The sequence below is a fragment of the Methylocystis parvus OBBP genome (assembly GCF_027571405.1).
In the GTDB taxonomy this organism is placed as follows: domain Bacteria; phylum Pseudomonadota; class Alphaproteobacteria; order Rhizobiales; family Beijerinckiaceae; genus Methylocystis; species Methylocystis parva.
Map to the genome: position 1 here is coordinate 1450851 of NZ_CP092968.1, position 15898 is coordinate 1466748.

The window sequence follows — 15898 nt, forward strand, 5'->3', positions numbered from 1 at the left end:
CGTCATTGCCCGCTCCGGTGATTGCGCGTCATCAGGTCGATGAACACGTCTTCGAGCGTCGCTTCGTCATGCGCCCAGCGTTGCTTGGCGCTTGCGCAGCGTTGCGCGATCGCCTCCATCGCGGCGGCGTCGCGCCCGCCGACATGTAGAGCGGCGCCGAAGCGCGCCACCATGTCGACGCCTTGCGTCGTCTTCAGCTTCTCGGCCAATGCGTCGAGGCCGTCGCCGGAGACGACATAAGTCGTCAGTCCCGCTTGAGCGACGATTTCCGCTATCGTGCCCGAAACGAGGAGCTTGCCGTCGAGAATATAGGCGATCTCGTGACAGCGCTCGGCCTCGTCCATGTAATGGGTCGAGACGAGAACGGTGAGGCCTTCATTGGCGAGATGATGGATCTCGTCCCAGAAATCGCGCCGCGCCTTGGGATCGACGCCGGCCGTCGGCTCATCGAGGAGCAGCAATGATGGGCCGGGAAGAATACAGGCGCCAAGCGCGAGCCGCTGCTTCCATCCGCCGGAAAGCTCGCCCGCGAGCTGGTCCGCCCGCGCCGTCAGTCCGAGGCGCTCCAGCGCCGCCTGCGCGGCGTCCTCGGGCGCTTCGAGTCCGTAGATGCGGGCGACGAATTCGAGATTTTCGCGGATGGTGAGATCGCGATAGAGCGAGAAGCCCTGCGTCATATAGCCGACATGGCGCTTGATCTTCTCCTGCTCAGCGCGGATGTCGTAACCGAGGCACCGTCCCTCCCCGGCGTCGGGCGTGAGCAGTCCGCACAACATACGGATCGTCGTCGTCTTGCCGCTGCCGTTCGGACCGAGAAATCCGTGTATGTGTCCGCGCGGGACGGCAAGCGTCAGATTGTCGACGACGGTCTTGGTTCCGAAGACCTTGGTGAGGCCTTTGACGTCTATGGCGATGTCGGGCGACGCCGGGATCATGGCCTTCACGTCTCGCGCGGGCGCAAATCCCTCCCCTTTACGGGGAGGGCGGCCCCGCGAAGCGGGGTCTGGCAGTGTTTGCTCCCGACGACGCCGGTAACGAAAAGCGCCCCACCCGGCGACCTTCGGTCGCTGCCTTCTCCATAAAGGAGAGGGATTCGCTGACGCCCAGCGCCCGGGATGCGACTCTGAAATCTCGCGTCGTTCATTTCGCCGCCTCCGCCTCCACGATCGGCGTCACAGAAACCGGCATGCCGAGCGGCAGTTCCCGCGCTTTGCCCTGGAGCCGCGCCTCGGCCTTGAAGACGAGCTTCGCCCGCTCGACGTCGCTGAAAATGACCGGCGGCGTATATTCCTGCCGGCTGGATACGAAAGAAATCAGCCCGAAAAGATCGTCTGGGCAGCCGTCGCAGCGAACCCGCACCCGCTCGCCGACGCGCACGCCCGAAAGCCGCGGCTCCGGCACATAGAAGCGCACCTTCCTGTTTTCGGGCGGCAGCAGAGCGACGACCGGCTGGCCCGTATTCACGACCTCGCCGGGACGAAAGAACACGTCCTGCACGACGCCGTTCGCCGGCGCCTTCACGCTCTGGCGCGCGATGCGAATGTCGATCGCCTGCAATTGCTCGCGGGCCTGCCCCAGGGCCGCCGCCGCAGCCTCGATCTCCTGCGAGCGGCCGGGGATGCGCGCGGCCTCCACCTGCCGATGCGCTTCCTTCACGCTCGCCTCGTCGCGCTTCAGCGCCATCTCCGCGCGGTCGAGCGTGGCTTTCGCGATGTCGCCCGTGGCGAAGAGCTTGCGCTGGCGTTGATAATCGTTGCGGGAGAGGGCCAGAGCCGCCTCGGCGCGCTCCAGCGCCGCCTGCAGGACGGCGATCTGCTCGGGCCGGCTGGTCGCGGCCTGAAGGTTCTGGACCTGCGCTTCGAGCTGGCCGATGCGCGCATCCGCCTCGGCGCGGCTGCGGTCGAGAAGCGGCGTCGCCATGGAAAAAAGTTGATCGCCCGCCTTCACGACCGAGCCGGCCGCGACGTAAAGCTTCGACAGCCTTTCGCCCTCATTGGGGCCGATATAGAGCGTCTCGCCTTCGACATAGCCGAGAAAGGGCGCGTCGGCCGGGGCGTTGTCGCCCATCATGCGCCAGGCGACAAACCCCGCCAGCGCAAGAAGGATCGCCGCTATCGCGGCCGCGCGTCCCATCCCTCGCCGCCTCCTCTGGCGCTCTGCCTCTCGCGCCTCGCGCTGCGCCAAACTCCTTTTGGCGCGCCGCAGGCAAAAAGGCTACAGTGCTTCGACGCGTGTGCGAAGAGGACGCGAAAAGGGATCGGAAATGTCTAAAGAGATTGCGGAATTGCCCGAGCGCGAAGGGATGGATTACGACGTGGTGATCGTGGGCGCGGGCCCCGCCGGCCTCGCCGCGGCGATTCGCCTCAAGCAGGTCGCGCCCGACCTTTCCGTCGTCGTCATCGAAAAAGGTTCGGAGCCCGGCGCCCATATCCTCTCCGGCGCCGTCATCGATCCCATCGGACTCGACCGCCTCGTCCCCGGCTGGCGCGAGCGCGACGACGCCCCGCTGAAAACGCAGGTCCATGACGACCAGTTCTATCTGCTCAGCGAGACGGGCGGCGTTCGCCTGCCCAATATCCTGATGCCGAAGCTGATGAACAATCACGGCAACTTTATCGGCTCGCTCGCCAATGTCGTGCGCTTCCTCGCGTCCGAAGCCGAAAATCTCGGCGTCGAGATCTATCCGGGCTTCGCCGGCGCCGAAATTCTTTATGGCGAGAATGGCGAAGTGACGGGCGTCGCGACGGGCGACATGGGCGTCGGCCGCGACGGCGAACCAAAGGACAGTTTCACCCGCGGCATGGAATTGCGCGGCAAATATACGCTCTTCGGAGAGGGCGCGCGCGGCTCGCTGACCAAGCAGCTCCTGGCGAAATACGATCTCTGCGACGGCCGCGACGTTCAGAAGTTCGGCATCGGCTTCAAGGAGCTCTGGCGCATCCCGAAGGAGAAGCACAAACCCGGTCTCGTGCAGCACTCCTTCGGCTGGCCGCTGCAGAGCGACACGGGCGGCGGCTCCTTCCTCTATCACTTCGAGGACGGTCTCGTATCGGTCGGCTTCGTCGTGCATCTCAACTACTCGAACCCGACGCTCTCGCCCTTCGACGAGTTCCAGCGCTTCAAATGCCATCCGCTGGTCGCGCCGACTTTGGAAGGCGGCGAGCGCCTCGCTTATGGCGCACGCGCGCTCACCGAAGGCGGCTGGCAGAGCGTGCCCAAGCTCGTCTTCCCCGGCGGCGCGCTGATCGGCTGCGGCGCCGGCTTCATGAATGTGCCGCGCATCAAAGGCTCGCATAACGCGATCCTCTCCGGCATGCTCGCCGCCGAGAATGTCGCCGCGGCGCTCGGCGCGGGCCGCGCCTATGACGAAGTGACGTCGTATGACGGCGCCTGGCGCGCATCGGAGATCGGCCGCGATCTCAAACCGGTGCGCAACGTCAAGCCGCTCTGGTCCAAATACGGCACCTATATCGGCGCGTCGCTCGGCGGGCTGGACATGTGGACCAATTCGCTCTTCGGCTTCTCCTTCTTCGGCACGCAGTCGCATGGCAAGCCGGATTACGCCTGCCTGAAGCCGCTCTCGGAAGTGACGCCGATCGTCTATCCGAAGCTCACGCAGAAGCCCGCGTTCGACAAGCTCTCCTCGGTCTTCGTCTCGAACACGAACCATGAGGAAGACCAGCCGGTGCATCTGCGGCTGACCGATCCCTCAATCCCCATCGAGAAGAATCTTCCGCTTTATGGCGAGCCGGCGCGGCTCTATTGCCCGGCGGGCGTCTATGAAGTCGTCTATGGCGACGAGGCGGCGAAAAGCGACCCGCGCTTCGTGATCAACGCGCAGAACTGCGTGCACTGCAAAACCTGCGACATCAAGGACCCCGCGCAAAACATCACCTGGGTCCCGCCGGAAGGGTCGGGCGGCCCGAACTATCCGAATATGTGATGCCGCGCCCCCCTCCCTGTCCCTCCCCCGCTCACGCGGGAGAGGGGACGCTCACGATCCACATTGCCGATGAAGGCGCCGATCACCTCCTCTCCCGCGAAGCGGGGGAGGGTTGGGGAGGGAGCCGTCGAACAGAGCGCCGAACGTATTTAAATGTTCTTCATCCTCTCAAAGATTTTTGAATTCCTCGCCACGCCGACGCATCTCGCGCTCTTCATCGGCGCGCTGGGCGCGCTTCTTTCCGTCACGCGCTATAGACGCGCAGGCTGCGCGCTTTCGGGCGGCGCGATCGTCCTTCTGCTGATCTTGGGCTTCTCTCCGCTTCCGGCCCTCATCGCCGTGCCGCTCGAAGCGCGTTTCCCGCCGCCGCCGGAAGACGCGCCGGCGCCGGACGGGATCATCGTGCTCGGCGGCTCCGTCGACGAAAATCTCAGCGGCGTGTTGGGCCGCGTTACGCTCGCCGACGCCGCCGAGCGTCTCACCGCGCCTATCGCGCTGCGCCGGCTTTATCCCAAGGCGCGCATCGTCTTCACCGGCGGCACGGCGGCGCTGCGCGGCTCGCAATATACGGAAGCCGGCACGGTGCAGAAATTCTGGCGCGAGGTCGGCCTCGATCAAGGCGACATTCTCTACGAGGACAAATCGCGCAACACTTTCGAGAATGCGGTCTTCACCCGCGACCTCGTGAAGCCGCAGCCCAGCGAACGCTGGCTGCTCGTGACCTCGGCGATGCATATGCCGCGCTCCGTCGGCATTTTCCGCAAGGCTGGCTTTCCGGTCGTCGCCTATCCCGTCGATTATCGCACGACGGCGGATTTCCGCGGCTTCGGCGCGCCGCGCCACGCCTCGCGAAACTTCACCCTCGCAGAATTCGCCGCGCATGAATGGGCCGGCCTCGCCGCCTATCGGCTGACGGGGAAAACCGACGCGCTGTTTCCGGCGCCGTAACTTTATTCGGAACGCCGCCGCCCTCTGGTCGTCGTCGTCGGCTCCATGCTGCGGCCCCCGGAGCCGCCGGGCCAGCTCCCATGCTTCATCTCGAGAAACAGCGCGATCGCCTGTGCGCGGTTGCGCACTTCCAGCTTCTCGAAAAGATTGCGCAGATGGAATTTGATCGTGTTGATCGAGACGCCGAAATCCTTGGCGAGCTGGCTGTTGGTGTGGCCCGAGCCCAGCGCCGACAACAGGCTTCTCTCACGCAGCGTCAGATTCTCCAACGGATCGCTGCGCATCTTTCGGATGTCGACGAAGGGAAAGACCATGTCGCCGGCCGCCACGGCCGCCAACACGTCGAGAAGGCGCTCCGGCGGCGCGCGCTTCGAGACGAATCCGGCGCCGCCGAGTTGCAGCGTCTCGGCCGGCGCGGCGGGATCGTTGGTGCCGCTATAGACGACGATCTTGGGCGCCGCGACCTGACGCGACAGCGCGCGCAAAACGTCGCGCGCATGCAGCGTCGGCAATTGCCAGCCAATGACCGCAATGGCGAATTTCTGCTGACGCGCGGCCTCGAGGAATTCCTCGCCATCGGTGACTTTGAGCACGAGATTGAAGCGATTGTCGTCGGAGAGCAGCTTGTCCAGCCCCGCCAGGATCAGCGGGCTCTTATCCGCTATGGCGACGTCGATGCGACCCGCTTCCTGCTGGCCGGCGCCGTCCTCATTGTCCGGCCGCGGCGCGGCCTTCGCCGCATCGCCGATTCCGCTCGCCTGGGCGATATCCGATCGACCGTCACTCGCCCTGATCGAAGAGGTAGGGGCCATCATTTCCTCCAGGCCCGGACGCGCCAACCGCGCGGGCCGAAAAATCCCCAAAAAACTCGTCTAAGCCTGCATTGGAAAGCTGGGCGGACGAAAGGCGACGTGCCGCCTCCACCTACCCGTTGGTGGTGGAAGTCGCGCTAGAATACTCAGGACGGCGGGCGACGCAAGCTCTCTCCCTTCGGACGAAAGGATCAGACGCGAACAGACAAAAAATTAGGCGCGTCGCATCGGTAAGACCGACGCGCCGCGCCTCGAATAGAATGCTGGCGACTAGAATTAGTCGGTGAAGACCCAGCGAGCGGCGAAGTAAGCGGCCGCGCCAATGACGATGATGGCGATCATGCCGACCGGAGTCGCGGCATAGCTGGTGAGTTCGAGAATAGCGCCCATTATCTCCTCCTTCTGTCACACATACTGTCGGTTCTAACTTTTAGCCGACATCTCATCCGGCCCGCCGTCGCCGACGGACGTTTCTGATTCAAGATTTAGGATCGCATCGTGGACATGTTCCCATCGCGTATCAACGCGAGCCTCGAAAGGGTGGGCGCACATCTGTTCGGCCCTGTCCGCGCCCGGTGAGCCATATTGCTCCACAGCTTGTCTACTGTGGTTCCGAAATGCGGTGAGGGAACGAACTATTGTAGTCGCTGATCCTTGTCAAGCGACATACGGGATGCAGCGCAGCGCGCTCCGGCGACGCGTTGTCGCGGAGTTATGACGATTGGCCGAGATTGCGCTTGCCGCGCATATTCGCCGACGACTAATGTCCGCGCGGTTAACCAAGCGAGCCGTCATGCCCAGCACGCAATTGAAAATCCTCGTTGTCCTCGTCGCCTTGGCGGCCGCCGGCTTCTCTTACTTCTATGCGCATCGCACGGCGCCCGCCTGTCTGGAGGGCGGCAAATACATGGCGAGCGTCGCCGATTGCCAGGCTTGGGGATTTGACGCAGCGCTCTGCAGACAAGCGGTCGAGAAGGCGCGGGCCGTCGCCGCGCGCGCGGCCCCGAAGACCGACACCATGTTCCAGTGCGAATTGCGCTTCACCGACTGTTTCGAGAGTCCGAACGGCGGCTTCTCTCCGCGCCCCGCCTTCTGCCTGCGCGCCGACGGCGAGCCGCGCGAGACCCGCTATCTCGAATATGAATCCGACCGTCGCAACCGCAAGAAAACGAAGGAAGTGCGGATCGACTGAGGCATAAGCGTCCGCCACGCATTCGGGCGGCGGATTCCGAACGCGGCGCGGCCTAGCGCTCGGAATCCGCGTGCTTAGAGCCGATCTGGAAATCCGAGGCCTCGATGACGAGGTCGCCCGCGCCGGTCTTGATGTCGATGTGAATCGGCACGACGACATGGGCCTCGGGCAGCGGGGCCAGCCAGACATTCATGTCCCGGTTGTCGGCCATATAGCGCGTCGATCTGCTGTCCGGGCGGTGCCCGGCGATCGGCGTGTATCGCGCCGAACAAACCGCCACCGGCCCGGAATAGCCGCGCGTCTGAGCGGTATGGCCGCCGGCGTAAGAGAGCGCCACGTCGAAGCGCGTCACGCCGTCGAACACCGCGATGGTGCGGTTGCAGGCGGCCGGGCCCGTCATATCCTGCCCCTGCGGCACGCTCATGATCAGAGCGCTCACCGGATCGACGATGCGCTTCTTGTTCCCGTCGCTCACCGGAATGCGCTGCTCCGCGTCCCATGGCTCGGGCTTCACTTCCACCGCGCGGACGGCGTTGGCGACGAGGGACATGCGCACCGTGCGCGTCTCGTCGCTATTCGTCGTTGAATTGGCGTAGGCCGTCGGCGACGGGCCGACAGTCGTCCAGCCGCCGCTCGCGGTCGCCGCGCCTTTCGTGCTGTTGACGAGATTGGCGAGGCCCGACGTGCGCATCGTGATGTCGACGCGGTAGCTTTGAGGATCGAGCACGCCCGAAGCATAGGCGCTGCCGATCGACAGGCCCATCAAGCTCAGTCCGTAATGCGCCTTGATCGTCTCGGCGCGAAGGCCGCCCCCCGCGCAGAGCGCCAGCGCGACGACGGCCGAACCGATCAACGGCGAAGCGCGCGTCGGAATCACATCCGCTCCTTGCCGGCGCTTGAATGCGCCGCGCCTCGAAAAAGGACGTCTCACGCCGACTCCTGCCAATGTCCGTCCGCATAAATGCGCCAGGCGCGCAGGCCGGCTTTGGCGACAACCATTCTACCTGCCTTCGCCTCCAAGACGAGATGCTTGAATATGAGAGGATTGCGCCAGGAAAACGGCTTTTCGGGGTCGCAGACGGCGTGGTACTCGTCGCTGTCCGGATCGTCCATCAGGAGCGTGCCGACTTTGTCGGGACGCATGGTCGCGGGGAGGCCGCGGTCCTCTTTCCATTGACAGTGATAGTCGCGGCAGACCTGCGGGCGCGTCGCGTAGATTCCGCAGCCCCCCGTGGTCACGCAATGCTCGCAGAGCTTGCCCGCGGTCTTCTTCATCTCCTCGATTTCGAGAACCTTGCAGCAGAAATAGCAGGGGCCGCAGGCTTTGCCGGGAATTTCGAGCATGAGATCCTTGCGCGCGGGACGGGTGAGAATCGAATTGGCGTATTGTCACCGCGGCGGCCCTGGATGCAAGCAGCGGCTGAGCGAGACGGAAAGCCGTTCCGAGTCGGTCGACAAGCCTTGTCTTTCGCGGATGCGTTCAGACGCTTTCCCGCGACGCTGCGACGCTCTTGCGTTGGACGAAAGCAAAGCGCAAACCGTTACATGAAAGACGAGTCGGCCTTTTAAGAAGCGAATGGGCGCGAGGTCGGACGAAACAAAACCCGGCGACGGCGAGCGCGCGCCCGCCGCGACGCAATAGACGAGAGCAAAGCACGCCATGCAATTGATCGACCCAGCCACACTCTTCGTCTCTCCTCAATGGCTCTCCGAAAATCTCGCTTCGCCCGACATTCTCGTTTTCGACGCGTCCTGGCACATGCCCGCCTCCGGCCGGGACGCCCGCGCGGAATTTGAAGCGGGGCATATTCCCGGGGCTGTGTTCTTCGACGTCGACGCCATCGCCGACCATAGCGCCGGCCTGCCGCATATGCTCCCCTCGCCCGACGCCTTCGCCGCCGAGATGCAACGCCTGCGCTTCGGCGACGGCATGCATGCGATCGTCTATGACAGCGTCGGCCTGTTTTCGGCGCCGCGCCTGTGGTGGACCATGAAGGTCTTTGGCGTCGAAAAGGTCTCGATCCTGGCCGGCGGCCTGCCGGCCTGGAAGGCCGAGGGGCGTCCCGTCGGGACCGGCGATTTCGCCCGCGAGCCCCGCCCCTTCACGCCGCGCTTCAATCCGGAACTCGTGGCCGACGCCGCCCGCGTGAACGCCGCGCTGGAAAGCCGCGCCGCCCAGGTCGTCGACGCCCGCTCGGGCGAGCGCTTTCTCGGCCGCGCCGCCGAGCCGCGTCCCGGCCTGCGTTCCGGCCATATGCCCGGCGCCTATAACCTGCCCTTCGGCAGCGTGATCGAAGGCGGGAAGATGAAAGACAAGGCAGGGCTCGAAGCGGCCTTCGCGGCGGCCGGCCTCGATCCGGACAGACCGACGATCGCGAGCTGCGGCTCGGGGATGACCGCCTGCATTCTGAGCCTCGCCTTCGCCGCGGCGAGTCATCCCATGATGGCGGTTTACGACGGCTCCTGGTCGGAATGGGGCGCGCGCGCCGACCTCCCGGTCGTGGCCTATATCGACTAATGCTCAATAGACAGGCAGATTATGCCTGTTCAATAGGCGTATAGGCTCATTCAGCGGCGCTGGAGGCGAATCCGGCGCCAATCGATTGGCCATGGCGTGGAAATCGCTCAGATGGTAGAAGCTCGGCGGCGTCTGCGGAAGCGACGCGCGCGGGCGGGCGGGAGCTTGGACGCAGCGGGGATAAGCGATGAAAAAAGTAGAGGCGATCATTAAGCCTTTCAAACTCGATGAAGTGAAAGAGGCGCTGCAGGCGGCGGGGCTGCAGGGCATCACGGTCACCGAGGCGAAGGGCTTCGGCCGCCAGAAAGGGCACACCGAACTCTATCGGGGCGCCGAATATGTCGTTGATTTCCTGCCGAAAGTGAAAATCGAAATCGTTCTTGCGGACGAGGCCGTGGATCGCGCCGTCGAGGCCATTCGCACGGCCGCCCAGACGGGCCGCATCGGCGATGGCAAGATTTTTGTTTCCAATATCGAGGGCGCGATTCGAATCCGCACCGGAGAAACCGGCGCGGACGCCATCTAGCTTTTCGAGCCCACCAAAATGAGCTTCCTCGAAAAACTGTTTCGCCGCGCCGAAACGCCACAGGCCAACGCCGCCAAAACCAAGGAAGAGGCAAGGATCGACATGACAACGGCCAAGGACGTAATCAAGCAGATCAAGGACAACGACGTTAAATACGTCGACTTCCGCTTTACCGATCCGCGCGGCAAGTGGCAGCACGTCACCTTCGACGTGTCGATCGTCGACGAGGAAGCCCTGACCGAAGGCATCGCGTTCGACGGCTCCTCGATCGCCGGCTGGAAGGCGATCAACGAGTCCGACATGACGCTGATCCCGGATCTCGCGACCGTCACCATGGACCCGTTCTTCGCCGCGCCGACGATGGTCATCGTCTGCGACGTCGTCGAGCCCACCACCGGCCAGCCTTATCCCCGCGACCCGCGCTCGATCGCCAAGAAGGCGATGGCCCACATCAAGACGCTCGGCCTCGGCGACGTCGCCTATTTCGGTCCGGAAGCCGAATTCTTCGTCTTCGACGACGTCCGCTTCTCCGCCGACCCTTACAATACGGGCTTCCAGCTCGACTCTTCCGAACTGCCGTCGAACTCCGACACCGCCTATGAAGGCGGCAATCTCGGCCACCGCGTCCGCACCAAGGGCGGCTACTTCCCGGTTCCGCCGGTCGACTCCGCCCAGGACATGCGCTCCGAGATGCTCGCCGCCATGGCGGCCATGGGCGTCGCGGTTGAGAAGCACCACCATGAGGTGGCGTCCGCCCAGCACGAACTCGGCCTCAAGTTCGACACGCTCGTTCGCGTCGCCGACCATCTTCAGGTCTATAAATACGCGATCCATCAGGTCGCGCATTCCTACGGCAAGACGGCGACCTTCATGCCGAAGCCGGTCTTCGGCGACAACGGCTCGGGCATGCACGTCCACCAGTCCATCTGGAACGAAGGCAAGCCCGTCTTCGCCGGCGACAAATATGCCGGCCTGTCGCAGGAATGCCTGTGGTATATTGGCGGCATCATCAAGCACGCCAAGTCGCTGAACGCCTTCACCAACCCGTCGACCAACTCCTACAAGCGTCTGGTCCCGGGCTATGAGGCGCCGGTTCTGCTCGCCTATTCGTCGCGCAACCGCTCGGCCTCCTGCCGCATCCCCTTCGTCAACAGCCCGAAGGCGAAGCGTGTCGAGGTTCGCTTCCCCGATCCGACGGCGAATCCCTATCTCGCCTTCGCGGCCATGCTGATGGCCGGCCTCGACGGCATCAAGAACAAGATCGATCCGGGCGCGCCGGCCGACAAGGATCTTTACGATCTGCCGCCGGAAGAGCTGAAGGCGATCCCGACGGTTTGCGGCTCGCTGCGCGAAGCCCTCGACTCGCTGAAGGCCGACCACGCCTATCTGCTCGATGGCGGCGTGTTCACCGAAGACTTCATCCAGGCCTGGATCGACCTGAAATACACCGAGCTGATGCGTTACGAAATGACGCCTCATCCGGTCGAATTCGACCTCTATTACTCCTACTAAGGAACGCGAACGCGCGGAGCCGCCGCGCGACGCGATAAAAAATCTGGCCCGGGAGTTTTCGCTCCCGGGCCTTATTTTTTATCGGCGTCTGATTGCGCGCGACGCCGCGCTGATCAGTGGGCGCGAAGCGCGGTTCCCAGGGGCGCGCCCGACGGCGGCGCAGCCGGAGCCGGATGCGAGGCCGCCGCGCCGCCCCCTGACGCTCCGCCCGAACCAGCGGCGCCGGCGCCGCTATTGGCGAAGATTCCCGGGACTGCGCTGGTCGAACCGATACCGGCGCGCGCGCCGCAAACCGTTCCAAGATTTGCCTGGATGATGGATAAATCGGCCGAATTGGTCAGCCCGTCCCGATTGACGTCGTACCAGCTCGACGCGCCGCCCGAGAGGCTCGCCATCCAATTATAGTCGGAGACGTCCTGCTGGTTCACGACGCCGTCGCCATTGCCGTCGCCGGGACAGGCGGGCTGCGAGGCGAGGATCGCGTCGAGCTCCTTCGACAAAGCGTCGTAGTTCTGCTGCTGCAACGCGTTATAGGGCGTCGGGATCAGCCGCTCTTCCTTGTCGATCAGCGGAACAGGCACGGACTCGTCAACGAAATAAAGCTCGTCCGAGGTCGTTTCGACGCAGCTATTGGTCGCCGTGCTGTAATTCTTCATGTTGTTGCGCACGAGCTTGTAGCCCAGCGCATTGCGGAGCGCGACGCCGATCTCCGGATTGACCTTGGTCGGCTCATACCCATTGTCGTTGAGCCAGACCTGCACCTGACAGCAATAGGTGAAGCCTTCGGTCGGGATCGGCGTTCCGCCCGACGTCGGATAGGTCCCCGTCGCGCCCTGCCCGAACCAGACGCCGCCATTGTCTTCGCAGACGCTCTTCGTCACGGGAATCTGCGAGCAGCTATTGGCGAACTGGCACGGGCCGTTGACGCCGCCATTGGCCTGAATGTTCGGTCCGACCTGCGTGAAGTTCGATTGGCGGATCTCTGGCTGGCCCGGATTGCGCAGATAAGCCAGCATCGGCCGGGAGTCGAGCTTGCGCGTGACGATGGAATGGACGTTCAGTCCCGCCATTTCGCCGAAGAGTTCGTAAAGATCAGCGATATTCACCATCGACGTCACGGAGCGCCCTGGCTGATTGACCAGCGGGCCCGCAATGGCGAGGGGCGTCCATACGCCCGTTTGGTAGGGCGTGCCCTTCGCGCGGGTGGCGTCGAAGGGCAACCGCACCGTGGAGCCGAGCGAGCCATTATCGTTGACATAGATGACCATCGTATTGGCGGCCTCGAGCTGGAAATGCAGCTTTCCCATCGCATTCCGCGCCGCCAGCCCCGTCTCCGTCAGAAGCCGCCCGACATCCGCATCCATCGCCTCGATCATCTGGTTGGAGAGAATGAAACCTGTCGTCGGATTGCTGGGGTCGAGACCGTTGGTGTCGAGCGCATTCGCCGGCAGGCGCGATAAAGGCGGCGCCTGCAGCGGCGTGTGGACGGTGGCGACCGCGAGCGTCGCCATCCATGGACGTCCGCCGCCCTGTTGCTGACGGATCCAGGCGATCGCGTCATTGGTCGCCTGAATGTTTCGATAGGTGCGCGCGCGTTGATCGGTCGGCGGCGGCTGCTCGATGGTTGCGCCGCGATTGATGACGAGCGGCGAGACGTAATGCGCGCTCAACGTGCCGAACAGCAGATTGGCCGGCGTCGATCCCTGGCAGCTGACGCCGGGAACGAAGATGCCGCCATCGTCGCGGCAGGCGCGGCCCGGGGGATTTTTATCGCCATAGGAGGCGCTCATCGCGCGGCATGTCAGATTGGGGGCGTAGCAGGCCCCGAAATCGGCCCCGCCATTCCTGGAGCCCGGCACATAGCCCCAGACATATTGACCCTGCGCGCCGACCCCGCCGGCCGTCGTGTCGATGGAGGACGGATCGCCGGTCTCATCCAGCCAGCCGGAGAAATAATCCCAACCGAGCGACGCCGGCATTGCGAGCTTGAAGGGGTCGTTGCCTTGAAGGCCGACATGGAATTTTCCAAAGAGCGCGTTTGTGTAACCCGCGCGCTTCATCAGCTTGGGCAGCGTCTCCTCCCAGGGCGAAATCATGGAGTTGGCGAGGTCGGAGGGACCCAGGGCCGCGTAGAGATTCGTCCGCAACGGATAGCGGCCCGTATAGAGGACGCCGCGGCTCGTGGAGCAGGCGGGCATCGCCCACATATCTCTGAAACGCACGCCCGCATTGGCGATCGCGTCGATATTCGGCGTCGGCGGGGCTGTGACGCCGCCATAGCCCATGGTGCGAATCTGATCGATGCCGACATCGTCGGTCAAAATCATCAATATGTTCGGCAGGCGTGACGACGATGGAGGATATTGCCCGATGCTTTGCGCCGAAGCCCCTCCGGCGAGACTCGCCATCGCGGCGGCGAAGACGGCGATGGGACGACTGAAAAGAAGGCTGTCTGAAAAGCGCATGGACCAAGGCTCCGAATCGACGGGCGACCGGGAGAAAATGTCCTTGAAAAAACAACTTCTGCCAAGAACTTAGCAAAGGCTCAAATATGGAAAGTCGCCTTTGCGGATAAGCGGGCGTTAAGAACGCGAGCGTGATTTTAGCGCCTGTATCCCCGACCGGACGCGCATCAGCCCCACTTTCCTGCGCCGGCGACCGCTTTCTTTTATCGCGAGCGGCGCCTACATCAGGGCGGCGAGCGGAGAACGCGCCCATGTCGAACAAGATCACCGTCACCGTGCCGCATAATCTTGGCGTCGAGACCGCCAGGAAGCGACTCGCCGAAAGGATCGAGGCGCTGCAGCGCGAATATGTCGATAAGGTCGCCCAATCAGAAGTGATCTGGTCGGGCGACGTCGCGACTGTGCGCGTCGCCGCCTTGGGCCAGACCGCGACCGCTCAGATGACGGTGCTTCCGGAATTGGTTCGCATCGAGGTGCAACTGCCCTGGCTTCTCGCCAAGCTCTCAGGCGCGCTTCAGGGCTTCATCTCCCACAACGCCAATGACGTCCTGCGCATCGGCGCCAAGAAATCCTGACGCCGGCAGGGCGCAGGGCTTTCTACACGCACTCTTCGTCCTCGATCGTTTCGCACACCCCATCCGGCGCGACGAGCCGCAGATTGGGCGTTTTGCCGTTCGGCCCATCCGCGCTGCGAGTCTTGCCCACCGCGTAATGCGCGCGCGCCGCGCCGCGCCAGCGCTGAAACGCAATGGCGTCGCGCTGACGGCGCGTGGCGAAGGTCAAGCGGCGCTCGCAGCGCGTCGTTTCGCGCGTGAAGAGGGCCAAGACGATCAACAGGTCGGTCGCGCGATCGAGCGCGCCGAGATCAAGAAAGCTGCGAAGGTCTCGCACGATGAGGTCCCGCGCGGAGTTTTCTCCCCGATGCGCGTTCATGCGATAGCTCGCGAGCAAGCTGCGATGCATGGGGGTCACGGCCGCGCTGAGGACAATTTCATTCGACGCCAGCGCGATCCCAAATTTGCCGAGTTCGGTCATGCCTACTCCCCCGAAACGCATTGAACGCTACGCCGCGGCGACGCCGCGAAACTGGCGGAAAACCTAGACTCTGCGGGCGTTTCGCTCAATTGAGGGAATCTACCTAATCGTTCGTTTGAAAAGAGTTCTGGCGCGAGTTCTCCATGGATTGACGCCACGCGATTCAAACGCCGTTCAAGGCGTCGCTTCGGTTTCGATATCGTGCCAGATCTTGACGAGATCGGGCAGCGTGCGCGCGCCCAGCTTGTTCATCGCATTGGAGCGATGCGTTTCAACCGTGCGCAGCTTGATGCCAAGCTGCGACGCGACTTCGCGGTTGCCCCTGCCGCCCAGCACGGCGCCCACGACGTCGCGCTCACGCGCGCTCAACGTGTGATAACGGGCGATCAAATCCCTCTTGCGCCGGGCTCTTTCGCTGCGCGGGCGACTCGCCTCGATCGCCGCGCGCACGGCGCCGAGAAGGCGCGACGCGTCGATCGGCTTTTCGAGAAAGTCGGCGGCTCCCGCCTTCATCGCATGGACGGCGAGCGAAACCGCGGCGCGGGGCGAGAGAACGACAACCGGCGGCGCTTCGACGTCGCCGTCCCTGAGCTGGAACAGCGACCGGGTTACGTCGCAGGGATTGTCGAGGTCGAGAACAAGACAGTCCGCCGCTTCCCTCCTGTTTTGCAGGAAAGCTGAAATCTCTGAGAAAACGTCTACAACGACGCCTTCTCGCGAGAGGAGCTTGGCCAGCTCGTTACGCTCCCGCGAATTTTCGGCAATGACTGAAACAGTCGGCATGACCCATCCTGAAATGCCGCCGCTTTAAGCTTACGCTTTAGCATATACGCCCGCTTGAGTTGAAGAATAATTTTGGTGACGGGAGTCAAATTGTTCCAGCGGGCGGGAGCCGTTCCGCGCGAAACGGCGCGCCGGCAAGAAATCGCATCCTGTTCTGGAGAGCG

Annotated in this window: 15 protein-coding genes; 7 read left to right on the forward strand and 8 right to left on the reverse strand. The window is 63.8% G+C overall.

Annotated features, from left to right (window positions below; all coding sequences use genetic code 11):
* Positions 1 to 2: 2 nt before the first annotated feature.
* Both MMG94_RS07175 and MMG94_RS07180 read right to left on the reverse strand, forming a co-directional pair.
* The gene (locus MMG94_RS07175) at positions 3 to 935 is read right to left on the reverse strand and encodes an ABC transporter ATP-binding protein (RefSeq protein ID WP_016921608.1); all 933 of its coding nucleotides are present in this window, start codon (positions 933 to 935) and stop codon (positions 3 to 5) included.
* Between the two features lie 205 nt (positions 936 to 1140).
* Positions 1141 to 2133 carry an HlyD family secretion protein gene (locus MMG94_RS07180; RefSeq protein ID WP_016921609.1) on the reverse strand — a complete coding sequence of 331 codons (993 nt, stop codon included), beginning with the start codon at positions 2131 to 2133 and terminating at the stop codon, positions 1141 to 1143.
* 130 nt (positions 2134 to 2263) lie between these two features.
* Here MMG94_RS07180 and MMG94_RS07185 point away from each other — a divergent pair, with 130 nt between their 5' ends.
* On the forward strand, positions 2264 to 3943 hold the full coding sequence (locus tag MMG94_RS07185; RefSeq protein WP_016921610.1) for an electron transfer flavoprotein-ubiquinone oxidoreductase: 1680 nt from the start codon (positions 2264 to 2266) through the stop codon (positions 3941 to 3943).
* Positions 3944 to 4096: 153 nt separating this feature from the next.
* Positions 4097 to 4891 (forward strand): YdcF family protein, encoded by a 795-nt coding sequence (locus tag MMG94_RS07190; protein WP_016921971.1) that lies wholly within the window; start codon positions 4097 to 4099, stop codon positions 4889 to 4891.
* 2 nt (positions 4892 to 4893) lie between these two features.
* On the opposite strand, the gene MMG94_RS07195 is transcribed toward MMG94_RS07190, so the two are convergent.
* Complete coding sequence (locus MMG94_RS07195) at positions 4894 to 5703, reverse strand: response regulator transcription factor (protein ID WP_051001182.1); 810 nt, start codon at positions 5701 to 5703, stop codon at positions 4894 to 4896.
* Between the two features lie 793 nt (positions 5704 to 6496).
* Here MMG94_RS07195 and MMG94_RS07200 point away from each other — a divergent pair.
* Positions 6497 to 6895: a DUF1190 domain-containing protein gene (locus MMG94_RS07200; protein WP_026016540.1), complete on the forward strand. Its 399-nt coding sequence runs from the start codon at positions 6497 to 6499 to the stop codon at positions 6893 to 6895.
* 52 nt (positions 6896 to 6947) lie between these two features.
* On the opposite strand, the gene MMG94_RS07205 is transcribed toward MMG94_RS07200, so the two are convergent.
* Together MMG94_RS07205 and MMG94_RS07210 are read right to left on the reverse strand one after the other, a co-directional pair.
* Positions 6948 to 7772, reverse strand: a complete 825-nt coding sequence (locus MMG94_RS07205; protein ID WP_051001183.1) for a DUF3108 domain-containing protein — start codon at positions 7770 to 7772, stop codon at positions 6948 to 6950.
* Between the two features lie 50 nt (positions 7773 to 7822).
* Positions 7823 to 8239 carry a hypothetical protein gene (locus MMG94_RS07210; RefSeq protein ID WP_016921976.1) on the reverse strand — a complete coding sequence of 139 codons (417 nt, stop codon included), beginning with the start codon at positions 8237 to 8239 and terminating at the stop codon, positions 7823 to 7825.
* Positions 8240 to 8555: 316 nt separating this feature from the next.
* Between MMG94_RS07210 and sseA the strand changes: the two genes are divergently transcribed.
* From sseA to glnA, 3 genes are all read left to right on the forward strand, one after another.
* Complete coding sequence (gene sseA / locus MMG94_RS07215) at positions 8556 to 9413, forward strand: 3-mercaptopyruvate sulfurtransferase (protein ID WP_016921978.1); 858 nt, start codon at positions 8556 to 8558, stop codon at positions 9411 to 9413.
* A 187-nt stretch (positions 9414 to 9600) separates the two neighbouring features.
* A complete protein-coding gene (locus tag MMG94_RS07220; RefSeq protein ID WP_016921979.1) occupies positions 9601 to 9939 on the forward strand; it encodes a P-II family nitrogen regulator in 339 nt (112 codons plus the stop codon).
* Positions 9940 to 10041: 102 nt separating this feature from the next.
* Positions 10042 to 11451, forward strand: a complete 1410-nt coding sequence (gene glnA, locus MMG94_RS07225; RefSeq protein WP_026016541.1) for a type I glutamate--ammonia ligase — start codon at positions 10042 to 10044, stop codon at positions 11449 to 11451.
* 113 nt (positions 11452 to 11564) lie between these two features.
* Here glnA and MMG94_RS07230 read toward each other — a convergent pair whose 3' ends face one another.
* Positions 11565 to 13916: a sulfatase-like hydrolase/transferase gene (locus tag MMG94_RS07230; RefSeq protein ID WP_016921981.1), complete on the reverse strand. Its 2352-nt coding sequence runs from the start codon at positions 13914 to 13916 to the stop codon at positions 11565 to 11567.
* Positions 13917 to 14167: 251 nt separating this feature from the next.
* Between MMG94_RS07230 and MMG94_RS07235 the strand changes: the two genes are divergently transcribed.
* Positions 14168 to 14491, forward strand: coding sequence for a polyhydroxyalkanoic acid system family protein (locus tag MMG94_RS07235; RefSeq protein WP_016921982.1), 324 nt, complete (start codon positions 14168 to 14170; stop codon positions 14489 to 14491).
* Positions 14492 to 14513: 22 nt separating this feature from the next.
* On the opposite strand, the gene MMG94_RS07240 is transcribed toward MMG94_RS07235, so the two are convergent.
* Positions 14514 to 14951 (reverse strand): hypothetical protein, encoded by a 438-nt coding sequence (locus MMG94_RS07240; RefSeq protein WP_016921983.1) that lies wholly within the window; start codon positions 14949 to 14951, stop codon positions 14514 to 14516.
* Between the two features lie 174 nt (positions 14952 to 15125).
* Positions 15126 to 15734, reverse strand: a complete 609-nt coding sequence (locus tag MMG94_RS07245) for a response regulator transcription factor (protein WP_016921984.1) — start codon at positions 15732 to 15734, stop codon at positions 15126 to 15128.
* Between the last annotated feature and the right edge of the window lie 164 nt (positions 15735 to 15898).

Coding starts and splice junctions, on each gene's coding strand:
- MMG94_RS07175 (WP_016921608.1), bottom strand. CDS start 935: ATGATCCCGGCGTCGCCCGACATCGCCATAGACGTCAAAGGCCTCACC.
- MMG94_RS07180 (WP_016921609.1), bottom strand. CDS start 2,133: ATGGGACGCGCGGCCGCGATAGCGGCGATCCTTCTTGCGCTGGCGGGG.
- MMG94_RS07185 (WP_016921610.1), top strand. CDS start 2,264: ATGTCTAAAGAGATTGCGGAATTGCCCGAGCGCGAAGGGATGGATTAC.
- MMG94_RS07190 (WP_016921971.1), top strand. CDS start 4,097: ATGTTCTTCATCCTCTCAAAGATTTTTGAATTCCTCGCCACGCCGACG.
- MMG94_RS07195 (WP_051001182.1), bottom strand. CDS start 5,703: ATGGCCCCTACCTCTTCGATCAGGGCGAGTGACGGTCGATCGGATATC.
- MMG94_RS07200 (WP_026016540.1), top strand. CDS start 6,497: ATGCCCAGCACGCAATTGAAAATCCTCGTTGTCCTCGTCGCCTTGGCG.
- MMG94_RS07210 (WP_016921976.1), bottom strand. CDS start 8,239: ATGCTCGAAATTCCCGGCAAAGCCTGCGGCCCCTGCTATTTCTGCTGC.
- sseA (WP_016921978.1), top strand. CDS start 8,556: ATGCAATTGATCGACCCAGCCACACTCTTCGTCTCTCCTCAATGGCTC.
- MMG94_RS07220 (WP_016921979.1), top strand. CDS start 9,601: ATGAAAAAAGTAGAGGCGATCATTAAGCCTTTCAAACTCGATGAAGTG.
- glnA (WP_026016541.1), top strand. CDS start 10,042: ATGACAACGGCCAAGGACGTAATCAAGCAGATCAAGGACAACGACGTT.
- MMG94_RS07230 (WP_016921981.1), bottom strand. CDS start 13,916: ATGCGCTTTTCAGACAGCCTTCTTTTCAGTCGTCCCATCGCCGTCTTC.
- MMG94_RS07235 (WP_016921982.1), top strand. CDS start 14,168: ATGTCGAACAAGATCACCGTCACCGTGCCGCATAATCTTGGCGTCGAG.
- MMG94_RS07240 (WP_016921983.1), bottom strand. CDS start 14,951: ATGACCGAACTCGGCAAATTTGGGATCGCGCTGGCGTCGAATGAAATT.
- MMG94_RS07245 (WP_016921984.1), bottom strand. CDS start 15,734: ATGCCGACTGTTTCAGTCATTGCCGAAAATTCGCGGGAGCGTAACGAG.